The organism is Halopseudomonas sp. L-58 (assembly GCF_056859475.1).
This window is the reverse complement of record NZ_JBSXON010000042.1, coordinates 1-13,291: the sequence shown is the minus strand read 5'-3', so window position 1 is coordinate 13,291 and position 13,291 is coordinate 1. Positions and strand designations below refer to the sequence as shown.

Here is a 13,291-nt window from a genome sequence, read left to right as displayed (position 1 = left end):
GCCTGATCATCCATGCCCGGGAGCCTGCTTGATGGAGGCAGGGTGCCGGATGACGGCGGGCTGTTTCTCCTCTGACAGAAACGCCATGATCATCGGAGCGACACTCTGTGCGCGCGTCACCAGAAACAGGTGGCCGTCGTCGATCACATGCAGCTCCGAGTTGGGAATGCGCCAGGCCAGCAGCTTCATATTGATCAACGGAATGATCGGGTCGTCGTCACCGGCCAGAATCAGCGTCGGCTGCCGGATCTTGTGCAGCCAGTGCACGCTGGTCCAGCCCAGCCCCGCGAACAGTTGCCAGTAGTAGCCCAGCTTGCCGGAGGATCGCACCTTGGCTGCGTGCTTCTCGGCCAGATGCGGGTCGCGGCGGAACGCGCCGCCATAGATATCGGGGGCGATGGTGACGCCGTGCGAAGGCTGAATGTAGCGCCGCGGGCTGGCCATCTTCATCAGTACGGCCGGCCGACCGGGGACCATTACGGCTCCAGCCGAGGTAGCCGCCAGAATCAGCTTCTTGCAACGCTCGGGGTGGCTGTAGGCAAACTGCTGCGCCAGCGCGCCCCCCCAGGACACGCCGATGACGTTGACCTGGGAGTAGTCGAGGTAGTCGAGCATGCGTGCGGCCAGCTTGGCCAGACCGGGGAACCGGAACGGCGTCATCGGCGTGGATGAGCCGCCGACACCGGGCACATCGAAGGCGATGACCTCCAGGTCCGGGTCCAGCGCTTCGATGAACGGAAACACCAGTTCCAGGTTGGCGCCAATGCCATTGAAGATCAGCAGCGGAGGCAGCGAGCTTGAGCCCGGGCGAACGGCTGTACGCAGGTACTGACCGTCCAGCTCGATGGTGCGAAATATGATGGACTGCGGCATGGGCTGCTCTCAGTTTTGCGCCGATCAGCGCTCGTGTACGTAAGTGCCGGGTGCGGGCTCCAGCGCCGGATACGACTCGTTGCCAAGCACCGCAGGGGCCGGCTTGCGCTTGCCGCCGCGGGCATGCAGCCAGTCCCGCCAGTATTGCCACCAGGAGTCGGACTGTTTGGTCGCGGTTTCCAGCCAGTGTTTGGCATCGCCACTCATGTCGCCGCTGGTAAAGAAGCGCGCCTTGGGGTTGCCTGGCGGATTAAGAATACTCTGGATGTGGCCGCTGGAGGACAGTACGAATTCACACTTGCCGCCCATTAGTTTGGCTGATTTGTAGCACGATTCCCATGGCGTGATGTGATCGTTTAGCCCGGCAATGACAAAGAAGTCGCTCTTGACCTGCTTCAGGTCGATCGGCGTGCCGCTGACTTCCAGTGCGCCGGGGCGGGTCAGCGGGTTGGTCTTGAACATCTCCAGGAATTCGCCGTGCAACGCGGCCGGCAGGCGAGTGGTGTCGTTGTTCCAGAACAGGATGTCGAATACCGGCGGTTCGTTGCCCAGCAGGTAGTTGTTGACCCAGTAGTTCCAGATCAGGTCGTTGGGGCGCATCCAGGCAAAGATGCGTGCCATGTCGCGGCCTTCCAGCACGCCGCTCTGGTAGGACATGCGGCGAGCGGCCTCAATTGAGCGCTCGTCGGCAAACAGCGCGACCTGGGTCTTGAGTTCGGTATCCAGCACGCTGACCAGCAGGGTGTAGGAGTGGACCTTCTTTTCCTTCAGCGCCGCGTAGTGGCCGAGCAGGGAGACGGTGGTGATGCCGCCGGAGCAGGCGCCAAGCATGCTCAGGTCCTTGCTGCCGGTCACGTCCAGTACCACGTCGACGGCTTCCTTGAGGGCGTCGATGTAGGTACTCAGACCCCACTCACGATGGCTCTTGGTCGGGTTGCGCCAGCTGACCACGAAGCCCTGCATATGGTTGCTGACCAGGTAGCGGGCCAGGCTCTTGTCGGGTGACAGATCGAAGACGTAAAACTTGTTGATCTGCGGCGGTACCACCAGCACCGGGCGTTCATAGACTTCTTCGGTCAGTGGCTTGTACTGGATCAGTTCCAGCACCTCATTGCGGAAAATCACCGAGCCGCGAGTGGTGGCCAGGTTGCCGCCGACCTCGAAGGCATTCATGTTCACCTGGCTTGGCATGCCACCGTTGTGGGCGATGTCCTTGGCCATGTGGGTGAGACCGTCGAGGATGCTCTTGCCGCCGGTCTCGAAAAAGCGCTTGAGTGCAGCCGGATTGAGTGCGGTGTTGGTCGGCGACATAGCCTCGGTCATCAGGGCGATGACAAACTGGGCGCGGCTTATGTCCTGGGCCGACAGATCGGAGCTGGTAATCCAGCTGTTCAGTTCCTTGCGCCAGGCCAGATAGGTCTGCATGTAACGGCGGTACAGCGGGTTCTGGCTCCAGGTCGGATCCACAAAGCGGCGGTCGTCGGCACTGGGAGCCAGTTGCGAGCGACCGAGCATCACATCGGTCACCGCCATGCCGAGGCGACCCAGATGGCGAATACTGTGCAGCGGTTGTTTGACAGTTTGCCTCAGCACCATGCGGGCAGTGCTGACAAGATCACGTGCCGGAACACCAACCACGGGGTTGGGGCCGAGAATATGTTCGCTGGCCTTGTTGGCCAGATTTTCATTATTGGTTTTATCGCCCATTTTCAACGCTCCAGTCTGAGGCAGGGAAGCCGCTCCGAATGCAGTCCAGCAAGAATTGAACCAGCTTGTTGGTGTCGCATTCTTGAGACACGTTAGCATGCGGCTTGATTGCTGTTAACGCCTTTTTAGGCAGGTCAACTAAATCAGAGCCATATGTCAAACAGGTGTTGAGGCGAGCGCCCTGTTAGGGGATGAAGCGGATTGCGCTGACGTCAGGGTCGCGCGATGCACCAGTCTGGTGCAGCTCGTCAAGGTAGGCTTGCCAGCGCTGCGCCTGTTCGGTGGCGAGGCGGTAGAGATAGTCCCAGCTGTAGAGGCCGCTGTCGTGACCGTCATCAAACACCAGCTTCAGGGCGTAGCGCCCGGCTGGCTCGACGCCGACCAGGGCAACGTTGATCTTGCCGGTCTGCAGGACGGGACGGCCATGTCCGCGCACCTCGGCAGAGGGTGACAGCACGCGCAGGTATTCGGCGGGCAACTGATAGCTGCGACCGTCGGCATATCCCAGCTCCAGCGTGCGCGAGGCCTTGTGCAACTTGATGCGGGTCGGGATAGGTGCAGGCATGGCAGAGTCCTGAGCTTCAAGCTTCAAGCTTCAAGCTTCAAGCTTCAAGCAGATCGCATGGCGCGCACGATCTGCTGTTCGCTTGCCGCTTGAAGCTTGCGGCTTGAGTTAAAGAATATAGCGTGACAGGTCTTCGTTGACGGCCAGCTCACCGAGGTGACTGTCGACGTAGGCGGCGTCGATAACCAGCGGCTGATCGTCGTGCTTGGCGGCCAGATCGGCGGCGCTGAACGAGACTTCTTCCAGCAGGCGCTCCAGCACCGTGTGCAGACGACGGGCACCGATGTTTTCAGTCTTCTCGTTGACCTGCCAGGCGATTTCCGCGAGGCGGCTGACGGCATCAGGGGCGAACTCGATGTTCAGGTTCTCGGTCGCCATCAGAGCGCGATACTGCTCGGTCAGCGAGGCATCCGGTTCGGTCAGGATGCGCTCAAAGTCGCTCGGCGTCAGCGATTGCAGTTCAACCCGAATCGGCAGGCGGCCCTGCAGCTCGGGAATCAGGTCCGAGGGCTTGGTCAGGTGGAAGGCGCCGGAGGCGATGAACAGGATGTGGTCGGTCTTGACCATGCCGAACTTGGTGTTGACCGTGCAGCCTTCGATCAGTGGCAGCAGGTCGCGCTGTACGCCTTCGCGGGAAACGTCGGCGCCGCTGCCGCTGTCGGCGCGCTTGCTGACCTTGTCGATCTCGTCGAGGAAGACGATGCCGTTCTGCTCGACGGCGTTGATCGCGCGGGTCTTCAGGTCGTCTTCATTAACCAGGCGCGCAGCCTCTTCATCGCGCACCAGCTTGAGCGCATCGCGGACCTTGAGGGTGCGGGTTTTCTTCTTGCCCTTGCCCAGGTTGGAGAACATGTCGCGCAGCTGGCTGGTCATCTCCTCCATGCCCGGTGGGGTCATGATCTCGATGCCGGCCGGCGCATCGGAAACCTCGATCTCGATGTCCTTGTCATCCAGCTCGCCTTCGCGCAGGCGCTTGCGGAACAGCTGACGGGTGCTGCTGTCGGTGCGCTCCGGCTGGTCGCCGGTAGCCGGGCGGGCGCCGGGCAGCAGGGCGTCGAGGATGCGCTCTTCGGCAGCGTCTTCGGCGCGGTAGCGAACCTTGGTCATCTCCTGTTCGCGCAGCAGCTTGATGGCGGCATCGACCAGATCACGGATGATGGATTCGACGTCGCGGCCGACGTACCCCACCTCGGTGAACTTGGTGGCTTCGACCTTGATGAACGGTGCCTGGGCCAGTTTCGCCAGGCGACGGGCGATTTCGGTCTTACCGACACCGGTCGGGCCGATCATCAGGATGTTCTTCGGGGTGACTTCATTGCGCAGCGCCTCGGGCAGCTGCTGGCGGCGCCAGCGGTTGCGCAGGGCGATGGCGACGGCGCGCTTGGCATCCTGCTGACCGATGATGTGTCGGTCCAGCTCGTGCACGATCTCACGGGGTGTCATGGACATGGGGTTGAATCCGGTCGCCTCAGGTATTGGCGTCCAGCTCCTCGATAGTCAGGTTGCGGTTGGTATAGATGCAGATGTCGCCGGCAATGTTGAGGCTGGTTTCGACGATCTCGCGAGCAGACAGCTCGGTGTGCATCAGCAGGGCGCGCGCGGCGGATTGCGCGTAGGGGCCACCGGAACCGATGGCGATCAACCCTTCTTCAGGCTCGATGACATCGCCGTTGCCGGTGATGATCAGCGAGGCGTCCTTGTTGGCGACGGCAAGCAGGGCTTCCAGCTTGCGCAGGGCGCGGTCGGTGCGCCAGTCCTTGGCCAGCTCGACGGCGGCGCGGACGAGGTTGCCCTGGTGTTTTTCCAGTTGGGCTTCAAAGCGTTCGAACAGGGTAAAGGCATCGGCGGTACCACCGGCGAAACCGGCAATGACCTGATCCTTGTAGAGGCGGCGTACCTTGCGGGCGTTGCCCTTCATGACGGTGTTGCCGAGGGATACCTGGCCGTCACCACCGATCACGACCTTGCCGTGGCGGCGTACGGATACGATTGTAGTCACGCGCAACTCCTGGTTGGCTGTGGGGAAAAAGTGGCAGGATCGCTGCCTTGCATCCTGATCTGGGGGCACTGATCAGGATTTCAAGGCAAAGCTGGATGCGCCCGAGCAACGGGCGCGAGAGGCTCAGCGCTGTTGCGGCAGCAGGTTGCTGAAGCCGTTGCCGCTGAGGGTGCGCTGGGCCTGGGTCATGCTGTCCTTGTTGTTGAACGGGCCAACCTGAACGCGGTACCACTGGTCGCCATTGATGGTGGCGTTCTCCAGTTTCACGTCCATGCCCAGCAGCAGGATCTGCGCGCGCAGCTGGTCGGCATCCGAACGCTGGCGGAAGGAGCCCGCCTGCAGGTAATAGGATGGCCCGCTTGAGGCCGGTTTGCTGGCCTCGGGCGCCGGTGTTGGTGCCGGCGTAGTCTGCGTCGCCTGCTGCGGAGTGCTGACCTCGGACTCCGGCAGCAGGGTGTAGAAATCGTACTGCGGCTTGGGCGTCGTTGGGGGCGCGGCGGGTGTGTTGCTTGGCTTGGGTGGCTCGGGCGAGCGTCGGACCCCCTCGCGGCCCGGTTCGAGTTGCAGCAGGAAGGTAACGAACACACCAATCACCAGTCCGCTGATCAGCCACAACCAGCCGGGAATGCCTTTGCGCCGTGGCGCTGATTGCGCGCGGCTGGCGCCGCGGCGAGGGGCTTTGCGTCCTTTTGCCATGCCCTTACATACGCTCCAGAGTGTTGATGCCCAACAGGTTCAGACCCTGCTTGAGGGTACGGCCGGTCAGTGCTGCCAGGCGCAGACGGCTGTCGCGCTGGGTCTCGCTGTCCGCTGCGAGGATCGGGCACTGTTCATAGAAGCTGGAGAAGCGACCGGCCAGCTCGTACAGATAGGTGCAGAGTACGTGCGGGGTGCCTTCGCGAGCAACGTAATTCAGCGTGGCGTTGAATTGCGCCAGATGCGCGCCCAGCTCGGTCTCGGCCGGCTCGACCAGAGCCATAGGAGCCAGATCGGCGAGCGAATCCATGCTGCGCTCCAGTTTGCGGAATACGCTGGCAACGCGGGTATAGGCATACATCATGTAGGGCGCGGTGTTGCCCTCGAAGCTCAGCATCAGGTCGAAGTTGAAGCTGTAGTCGCTGCTGCGGTGCTTGGAGAGGTCGGCGTACTTGACCGCGCCGATACCCACGGCGGTGCCGATGGCGCGCAGCTCGTCGGACGGCAGCTCCGGGTTCTTCTCTTTAACCAGGCGCAGAGCACGCTGCTCTGCCTCGTCCAGCAGGTCGACCAGCTTGACGGTGCCGCCGTCGCGGGTCTTGAACGGCTTGCCGTCGGCACCGTTCATGGTGCCGAAGCCCATGTGTTCAAGTTGCATGTCGGCGGGAACAAAGCCGGCTGCCCGCGCTACGGCAAACACCTGCTGGAAGTGCAGCGCCTGACGCTGATCGACAAAGTACAGCACCCGGTTGGCATGCAGCTCGGCATGGCGGTAGCGCATGGCGGCCAGGTCGGTGGTGGCATACAGATAGCCGCCGCCGGCCTTTTGTACGATCACCGGCAGCGGGTTGCCCTCGGCGTTCTTGAACTGCTCGAGGAATACGCACTGGGCGCCATCGCTCTCGGTCAGCAGACCGGCGCTACGCAGATCGGCAACGATGCCCGGCAGATCGGCGTTGTAGGCGCTTTCGCCGCGCACATCTGCGGGCGTCAGGCTGACGCCGAGGCGGTCGTAGACGGCCTGGCAATGGCCGAGGGAAATGCTGTTGAAGCGTTCCCACAGAGCGAGACAGGATGGCTCGCCAGCCTGCAGGTCGACCACGCGCTGGCGCGCGCGGGCGGCGAAGTCTTCGCTCTCGTCGAAGCGCTTCTTGGCCTGGCGGTAGAAATTCTCCAGATCGCCCAGCTCGGCTTCGGCGTCGACGCTGTGCTCTTCCATATAGGCCAGCAGCATGCCGAACTGGGTGCCCCAGTCGCCCACATGATTCTGACGGATCACGGTGTGGCCGAGGAATTCTAGGATGCGGGCAACGGCGTCACCGATGATCGAGGAGCGCAGATGGCCGACGTGCATCTCCTTGGCCAGGTTTGGCGAGGAGTAATCGACGACGACGCGCTGGGCGGGAACCTCGGCGCGCACGCTCAGTTGCGGGTCGGCCAGCGCGGCTTCAAGCTGACCGGCCAGCCAGCCGGCATCCTGGAAGAAGTTGATAAAGCCCGGGCCGGCGATGTTGACCGACGCCACCGCCTGATGGGCGGGCAGGGCGGCGATCAGCTTCTCGGCCAGATCGCGCGGCTTCATGCCGGCCGGCTTGGCCAGCATCATCGCCAGGTTGCTGGCGAAGTCGCCGTGGGCCTTGTCGCGCGCGTTCTCGACCTGAATGGAGGGCGAAAGGTCGGTCGGCAGGACGCCGTCGGCCTTGAGGCGGTCTACAGCATCGGCAAGCAGTTGGCTGATCAGGTTCTTCATTTAATGGAGTATCCGGCAGGTGCCCAGTGAAAACCCGACATTATCCGTTTTATGGGGCGGCTTGCCAAACCCTGTGGTCGGTTGGGGTTTGTCGTTGCGGCTGGCGCGGGCTTTATGTAGCTCTGCGGTGGCTGCACAAGGGTGATCGTTCTCTGCAAGGTGCTTTTGTCGAGTTTGCTTTTCGCCTTTTACGGCGAGCCAAGGGGGGGCTGCTTGCCCAGCCCCCCTTAGCGATCCCCCGGGCACCCAGCTACGCGGCCCTGCGGGTTAGCTGCGTTGCTCGGCTTGGCAGGGGCCGGCAGAACTCGGCTCTTCGAGCGTCAAACAGGCTGCCGTCCTTTTTCCTGCCAGTCCTGCGCTACTCGCCCGCGTAAACGGGGAGTGGGTCCGTGCAGTCTTCACGCATTGCGCCCTCTTTCTGATGGCTCAACCGCAGCGCGATGCAAATACCGGGCGATGGTTCTTTGTCTGTCAGCCAGCCTGGTGTCACCCTTCTAAAACATATCCAGCGGATCAATATCAATCGACCAGCGCACCTTGCGCGCCTGCGGGTGCTGTTCCAGCATTGGCAGCAGCATGTGCACCAGTTGGTGCAGGGCTGAGCGCTGGGCCGCTTGCAGTAGCAGTTGGGCGCGGTGGCGTCCGGCGCGGCGTTCCATGGGTGAGGGGACCGGGCCGAGCAGGTCGATATCCGGCAGGTTGTGTTGGCCGATCAGCATCTCGGCCTGCTCCAGCGCGGCTTCGAGAAAGTCCTCGGCGGCGCTGGCCTGATTGGCTTCGGCGCGCAGCAGCGCCATGAAACGATAGGGCGGCAGCTGGGCCATTTCGCGCTCGGCCAGTTCGCGCTCGGCAATCGCCGGGTAGCCGCGTTCGGTCAGTTCGATCAGCAGCGGGTGCTCGGCCATGTGGGTCTGAATGATCACCTGCCCCGGCTTTTCGGCGCGTCCGGCGCGTCCGGCGACCTGGGTAATCATCTGTGCCATGCGCTCGGGGCCGCGAAAGTCGGCGGAGAACAGCCCCCCGTCGGCGTCCAGAATGGCGACCAGGGTGACGTTGGGGAAGTGATGCCCCTTTGCAAGCATCTGGGTGCCGACCAGAATGCACGGCCTAGCGCTCTGGATGGTGTCCATCATGTCCTGCATGGCGCGCTTGCGGCTCATGCTCTCGCGATCAATGCGCAGTACGTCGATGTGCGCAAAGCGTTCCTTGAGGAACTCCTCGGTGCGCTCGGTGCCGGCACCCAGCGGGCGCAGGTCCTCGCTCTGGCATTTGGGGCAGTGGCGATCGAGCGGGCGCTGGCTGTTGCAGTGATGGCAGTGCAGGTGCGGCGGCGACTGGTGCACGGTCATGCGCGCGTCGCAGCGCCGGCACTCGGCAATCCAGCCGCAGTCGTGGCACATCAGGGTCGGGGCAAAGCCGCGGCGGTTGATGAACACCAGGACCTGATTGCCGCGCTTGAGGTGTTCGCCGACCAGCTCGGTCAACGGGCGGGAGAGGCCGCCTTCCAGTGGGCGACTGCGGATGTCGAGGCACTGGAAGGTTGGGGCCTTGGCATTGCCGGCGCGAATGGTCAGGCGCAGGTGCCGGTAGCGGCCCTGTTGCACGTTGTGCAGGCTCTCGAACGATGGCGTCGCCGAGCCGAGGATCACCGGGACCTGTTCCAGATGGCCGCGGTAGACCGCGAGATCCCGCGCGTTGTAGCGCAGACCGTCCTGCTGTTTATAGGAAAGGTCGTGTTCCTCATCGACGATGATCAGGCCGGGCCGCGCCAGCGGGGTGAAGATCGCCGAGCGGGTACCAATAACAATGGATGCGTCGCCGTCGCGGGCAGCGATCCAGGCATCCAGTCGCTCGCGATCATTCAGGCCGGAATGGAGAATCACCACCGGTGCGCTGAAGCGCTGTTGAAAGCGGCTCAGGGTTTGGGGGGTCAGGCCGATCTCCGGGATCAGTACCAGCGCCTGGTGGCCGCTGAGCAGGCAGCGCTCAATGGCCTGCAGATAGACCTCGGTCTTGCCGCTGCCGGTTACCCCTTCCAGCAGCCAGGTATGAAAGCCCTCGGCACCGAGAATCGCGTCCAGTGCCGCCTGCTGTTCGGCGTTGGCAGTAAGGTGCGCCTGCCTTAATAAAGGCAGCGGTTCGGCGACATGGTGAGGTGAGCGCTCAATGCGCTGTACCAGGCCCTTGCTCTCAAGGGTAACCAGCGTGTCGCGGCTCAGCCCCCATTGACCGATCAGCGCGTGGGACAGGCCATGCGAATGCTGGGCGAGAATCTGCACCGCCTGCTTTTGCTTGGGCGCACGTTGCACCGCCGGGTGCTCGGGGTAGGCGCCGGGCTGCAGCTGCCAGAGCTGGTCCTGACGGGCTAACGCCGGTTCGCCCTGGCGCAGCAGGACCGGCAGGGCGACACTGAGAGTATCGCCCAGGCCGTGCTGGTAGTAGCGCGCGGTCCATAGACACAGGCGCCAGAGGCTGTCGGGCAGAACTGGCGTCAGGTCGAGTAGTGCCTCGGCGGGCTTGAGTCGATTGGCCGGTACCTCGGTGTGGTCACTGATGCCGGCAATCATGCCCACCATGGCGCGATTGCCGAACGGTACGCGAACCCGCTGGCCCACCTGCAGGTCGGCCGCACTGACTCCCCGCGGCGCGCGGTAGTCGAACAGGCGTCTCAGCGGCGAGGGCAGGGCAACTTGCAGGATAGGTCCGGTCACGCAGATCACTCCATGGGGCGTGGCGCTGATGTTACCACCGACGGGCGCAAAACAATGGTGCTTGCTTCACTGGCGGATTCTGTTATCATCGCCGGCCTATTTTCCGGTCACTCTGTATGCGCCGCTTGTGGCATGCAGTCACTTGGCTGGTAGAACAGATTCAGAGTGCGGTGCCCGATCAGGTTGATCCGGTGGCGGCACAAACCAACCGAGGACATACCATGAAAGCTGATTTGCATCCGAAGTACGAAGAAATCGAAGCGACCTGCAGCTGCGGCGCGGTGATCAAGACCCGTTCCACCCTGTGCGCTCCGATCCACCTGGACGTCTGCTCCGAGTGCCACCCGTTCTACACCGGTAAGCAGAAGGTTCTGGACACCGGCGGCCGTATCGAGCGCTTCAAGGCTCGCTTTGGTGCGGTCAGCAGCAAGTAAGTTTGCCATGCAGGCCCTTGTGGTTCTGGCGAACGAAAAGAAGGCGTCCCTTGTGGGCGCCTTTTTTCTTGCCTGCAGTTTACTGGCTGGCTGCGTTCAGGCTGACCCGCCACAGGCTTCCTGCGTCATGCCGCCGGGCGTTGAGACGGTGTCTGTACGCAGCGTTACTGATGGCGACACCTTGCGTTTGACCGATGGTCGCCGGCTGCGGCTGGCGGGTATCAATACCCCCGAGATCGGGCGTGACGGCAAGGCGTCGGAGCCCTGGGCGCAGGCCGCGCGGCGCGAGCTGCTGGCGCTGGTCAGCGGCGAGTCGCTGCAGCTCAAGGTCGGTGATGATCCGCGGGATCATTACGGTCGTACGCTGGGCTACCTGTTCGACAGCCACGGCCGCAGCGTTGAGGCGGAGCTGCTGCAGTCCGGTCTTGGTTATGCGGTCGTCATTCCGCCCAATGATGCGTTGGCCGAGTGCCACCTGGCGGCTGAGGCGAATGCGCGTCAGGCTCGGCGAGGGCTCTGGCAGTCTGGTGTGGTGCGCCCGGTGACGCACCTTGATCGTGGTGGCTTTCAGTTGCTGCGTGGCAGCGTCGTTGCGGTCAGTCAGGCCCGTCAGGCGATCTGGATCGACTTGGAAGGGTCGCTGACGCTCAGGCTGGACCGCCGGGACCTGGTGAACTTTGCGTCTGCGCCGGGCGCCAGTTGGGTTGGGCGAGAGATTGAAGTGCGTGGCTGGGTAGTTGACCGTCGCGAACAGCAAAACGGTTTTCGCCGCTACATGATCAGCCTGCGCCACCCCGCTCAGCTACATCTGTTCAGCAGTGACTGACAACGTCAAGATGACTCAAAGTTGTAAGAGAATGTCCTTGACATTGATCTCGTGAATAACCTTGCGAGGGTGTTTCGTTTTATGTACTCTCCGTCGTCCGCATGAGCAACCTGACCGGAAAATAGTGACCATGTCTGATTTGAGAACTGATGCACTCGCCTATCACGCCAACCCGCGTCCAGGCAAACTGAGCGTTGAACTGACCAAGCCGACCGCGACTGCCCGCGATCTGGCTCTGGCGTACAGCCCGGGTGTAGCAGAGCCGGTGCGTGAAATCGCCAAGGATCTGGAAAACGCCTACAAATACACCGGTAAGGGTAACCTGGTTGCCGTTATCTCTGACGGTACTGCCATTCTGGGTCTGGGTAACCTCGGCCCGCTGGCGAGTAAGCCGGTTATGGAAGGCAAGGGTGTTCTGTTCAAGCGCTTTGCAGGCGTTGACGTATTCGACATCGAAGTTGAAGCCGAAAGCCCGCAAGCCTTCATTGATACCGTCAAGCGCATTTCCTGCACCTTCGGTGGTATCAACCTGGAAGACATCAAGGCGCCCGAGTGCTTTGAAATCGAGCGCGCGCTGATTGAGCAGTGCGACATTCCGGTATTCCACGATGACCAGCACGGTACTGCGATCGTAACCGCAGCCGCGATGATCAACGCGCTGGAACTGGCCGACAAGACCATCGAAGACGCCAAGATCGTCTGCCTGGGTGCCGGTGCTGCTGCTATCGCCTGTATGAAGCTGCTGGTCAGCATGGGCGCCAAGACCGAAAACATCTACATGCTCGACCGCAAGGGCGTGATCCACGCTGGCCGTGATGACCTGAACGAGTACAAGGCCATCTTCGCCACCGAGACTGACAAGCGCACCCTGTCCGACGCCATGAAAGGTGCTGACGTATTCGTTGGTCTGTCTGGCCCGAATCTGCTGCAACCGGCTGAGCTGAAGCTGATGGCTGAAAATCCGATCGTGTTTGCCTGCTCGAACCCGGATCCGGAGATCGATCCCGAGCTGGCTCACGCTTCGCGTCCTGACGTGATCATGGCTACTGGCCGCTCCGACTACCCGAACCAGGTTAACAATGTTCTGGGCTTCCCCTTCATCTTCCGTGGTGCCCTGGACGTTCGCGCGACCCGCATCAACGAAGAAATGAAGATCGCTGCGGTTCACGCTATCCGCGAACTGGCCAAAGAGCCGGTGCCGGACTACGTTTCCGAAGCGTACGGCGGGATTGCTCTGGAATTCGGTCGTGAGTACATCATTCCGAAGCCGATGGATATTCGCCTGATCGAGAAGGTGCCGGCTGCCGTTGCGCAAGCTGCCATCGACTCCGGTGTGGCGACTCTGCCTTATCCGGCGCACTACCCGCTGAAGTCTGTTGAAGACGTGAAGTAAGCGCTTGGTGCAAGAAAAGCCCGCTTCGGCGGGTTTTTTTGTGCCTGCGCAGTCGTCTCGTTGTTCGGGTGGGTGTGAGTTGCGGGTTGCAGGTTTGGTCTGCGGCCGGACTGGTCGTCGCAGGCGCAACGCCTGCAAGCGGCTTATTTATCGTTCGGTGTGAATTGCTGAAAAAAGGCTTGACGGAAAATCTGACGGGCCTATAATTCGCCTCCTCGTCGGGCAGGATGCTTCGCTTAAAGCGCTTATTAATCAATAAGTTAGCTTTAAAATGAAGCTTGACAGTTCGGCGAGATGGCGTAGAATGCGCCACCTCGAAAGGGTTGTTCGAAAGACG

General features: G+C 62.1%; 11 protein-coding genes. 3 read left to right on the top strand and 8 right to left on the bottom strand.

The genetic code is table 11. The features are described from left to right. Window positions 1–6: 6 nt before the first annotated feature. The 8 genes from phaZ to AC13EY_RS04205 all read right to left on the bottom strand — a co-directional run bounded on the left by phaZ (window position 7) and on the right by AC13EY_RS04205 (window position 10,301). Entirely contained in the window at window positions 7–873 is an 867-nt protein-coding gene (gene phaZ, locus AC13EY_RS04240) for a poly(3-hydroxyalkanoate) depolymerase (protein WP_088276131.1), read from the bottom strand. A 24-nt stretch (window positions 874–897) separates the two neighbouring features. After that, a complete protein-coding gene (gene phaC, locus AC13EY_RS04235) occupies window positions 898–2,580 on the bottom strand; it encodes a class II poly(R)-hydroxyalkanoic acid synthase (RefSeq protein ID WP_228247034.1) in 1,683 nt (560 codons plus the stop codon). 184 nt (window positions 2,581–2,764) lie between these two features. Beyond that, a complete protein-coding gene (locus AC13EY_RS04230; RefSeq protein WP_228247033.1) occupies window positions 2,765–3,145 on the bottom strand; it encodes a gamma-butyrobetaine hydroxylase family protein in 381 nt (126 codons plus the stop codon). Window positions 3,146–3,253: 108 nt separating this feature from the next. Next, window positions 3,254–4,594 (bottom strand): ATP-dependent protease ATPase subunit HslU, encoded by a 1,341-nt coding sequence (gene hslU, locus AC13EY_RS04225; protein WP_228247032.1) that lies wholly within the window; start codon window positions 4,592–4,594, stop codon window positions 3,254–3,256. Between the two features lie 19 nt (window positions 4,595–4,613). Then, complete coding sequence (hslV, locus tag AC13EY_RS04220) at window positions 4,614–5,144, bottom strand: ATP-dependent protease subunit HslV (RefSeq protein ID WP_088276135.1); 531 nt, start codon at window positions 5,142–5,144, stop codon at window positions 4,614–4,616. A gap of 123 nt (window positions 5,145–5,267) precedes the next feature. Further along, on the bottom strand, window positions 5,268–5,840 hold the full coding sequence (locus tag AC13EY_RS04215) for an SPOR domain-containing protein (protein WP_228247031.1): 573 nt from the start codon (window positions 5,838–5,840) through the stop codon (window positions 5,268–5,270). A gap of 4 nt (window positions 5,841–5,844) precedes the next feature. After that, on the bottom strand, window positions 5,845–7,590 hold the full coding sequence (argS, locus tag AC13EY_RS04210) for an arginine--tRNA ligase (RefSeq protein WP_228247030.1): 1,746 nt from the start codon (window positions 7,588–7,590) through the stop codon (window positions 5,845–5,847). A 494-nt stretch (window positions 7,591–8,084) separates the two neighbouring features. Then, on the bottom strand, window positions 8,085–10,301 hold the full coding sequence (locus AC13EY_RS04205; RefSeq protein WP_228247029.1) for a primosomal protein N': 2,217 nt from the start codon (window positions 10,299–10,301) through the stop codon (window positions 8,085–8,087). 221 nt (window positions 10,302–10,522) lie between these two features. Here AC13EY_RS04205 and rpmE point away from each other — a divergent pair, with 221 nt between their 5' ends. The 3 genes from rpmE to AC13EY_RS04190 all read left to right on the top strand — a co-directional run bounded on the left by rpmE (window position 10,523) and on the right by AC13EY_RS04190 (window position 12,954). Further along, window positions 10,523–10,735 (top strand): 50S ribosomal protein L31, encoded by a 213-nt coding sequence (gene rpmE / locus AC13EY_RS04200; RefSeq protein WP_088276158.1) that lies wholly within the window; start codon window positions 10,523–10,525, stop codon window positions 10,733–10,735. Window positions 10,736–10,742: 7 nt separating this feature from the next. Continuing rightward, the gene (locus AC13EY_RS04195) at window positions 10,743–11,561 is read left to right on the top strand and encodes a thermonuclease family protein (protein ID WP_228247028.1); all 819 of its coding nucleotides are present in this window, start codon (window positions 10,743–10,745) and stop codon (window positions 11,559–11,561) included. Between the two features lie 130 nt (window positions 11,562–11,691). After that, window positions 11,692–12,954 (top strand): malic enzyme-like NAD(P)-binding protein, encoded by a 1,263-nt coding sequence (locus tag AC13EY_RS04190; RefSeq protein WP_088276140.1) that lies wholly within the window; start codon window positions 11,692–11,694, stop codon window positions 12,952–12,954. The last annotated feature ends 337 nt before the right edge of the window (window positions 12,955–13,291 follow it).

Bases quoted from the DNA above. Each gene is read 5' to 3' on its own strand.
- phaZ (WP_088276131.1), bottom strand. From the start codon at position 873: ATGCCGCAGTCCATCATATTTCGCACCATCGAGCTGGACGGTCAGTAC.
- phaC (WP_228247034.1), bottom strand. From the start codon at position 2,580: ATGGGCGATAAAACCAATAATGAAAATCTGGCCAACAAGGCCAGCGAA.
- AC13EY_RS04230 (WP_228247033.1), bottom strand. From the start codon at position 3,145: ATGCCTGCACCTATCCCGACCCGCATCAAGTTGCACAAGGCCTCGCGC.
- hslU (WP_228247032.1), bottom strand. From the start codon at position 4,594: ATGTCCATGACACCCCGTGAGATCGTGCACGAGCTGGACCGACACATC.
- AC13EY_RS04215 (WP_228247031.1), bottom strand. From the start codon at position 5,840: ATGGCAAAAGGACGCAAAGCCCCTCGCCGCGGCGCCAGCCGCGCGCAA.
- argS (WP_228247030.1), bottom strand. From the start codon at position 7,590: ATGAAGAACCTGATCAGCCAACTGCTTGCCGATGCTGTAGACCGCCTC.
- rpmE (WP_088276158.1), top strand. From the start codon at position 10,523: ATGAAAGCTGATTTGCATCCGAAGTACGAAGAAATCGAAGCGACCTGC.
- AC13EY_RS04195 (WP_228247028.1), top strand. From the start codon at position 10,743: ATGCAGGCCCTTGTGGTTCTGGCGAACGAAAAGAAGGCGTCCCTTGTG.
- AC13EY_RS04190 (WP_088276140.1), top strand. From the start codon at position 11,692: ATGTCTGATTTGAGAACTGATGCACTCGCCTATCACGCCAACCCGCGT.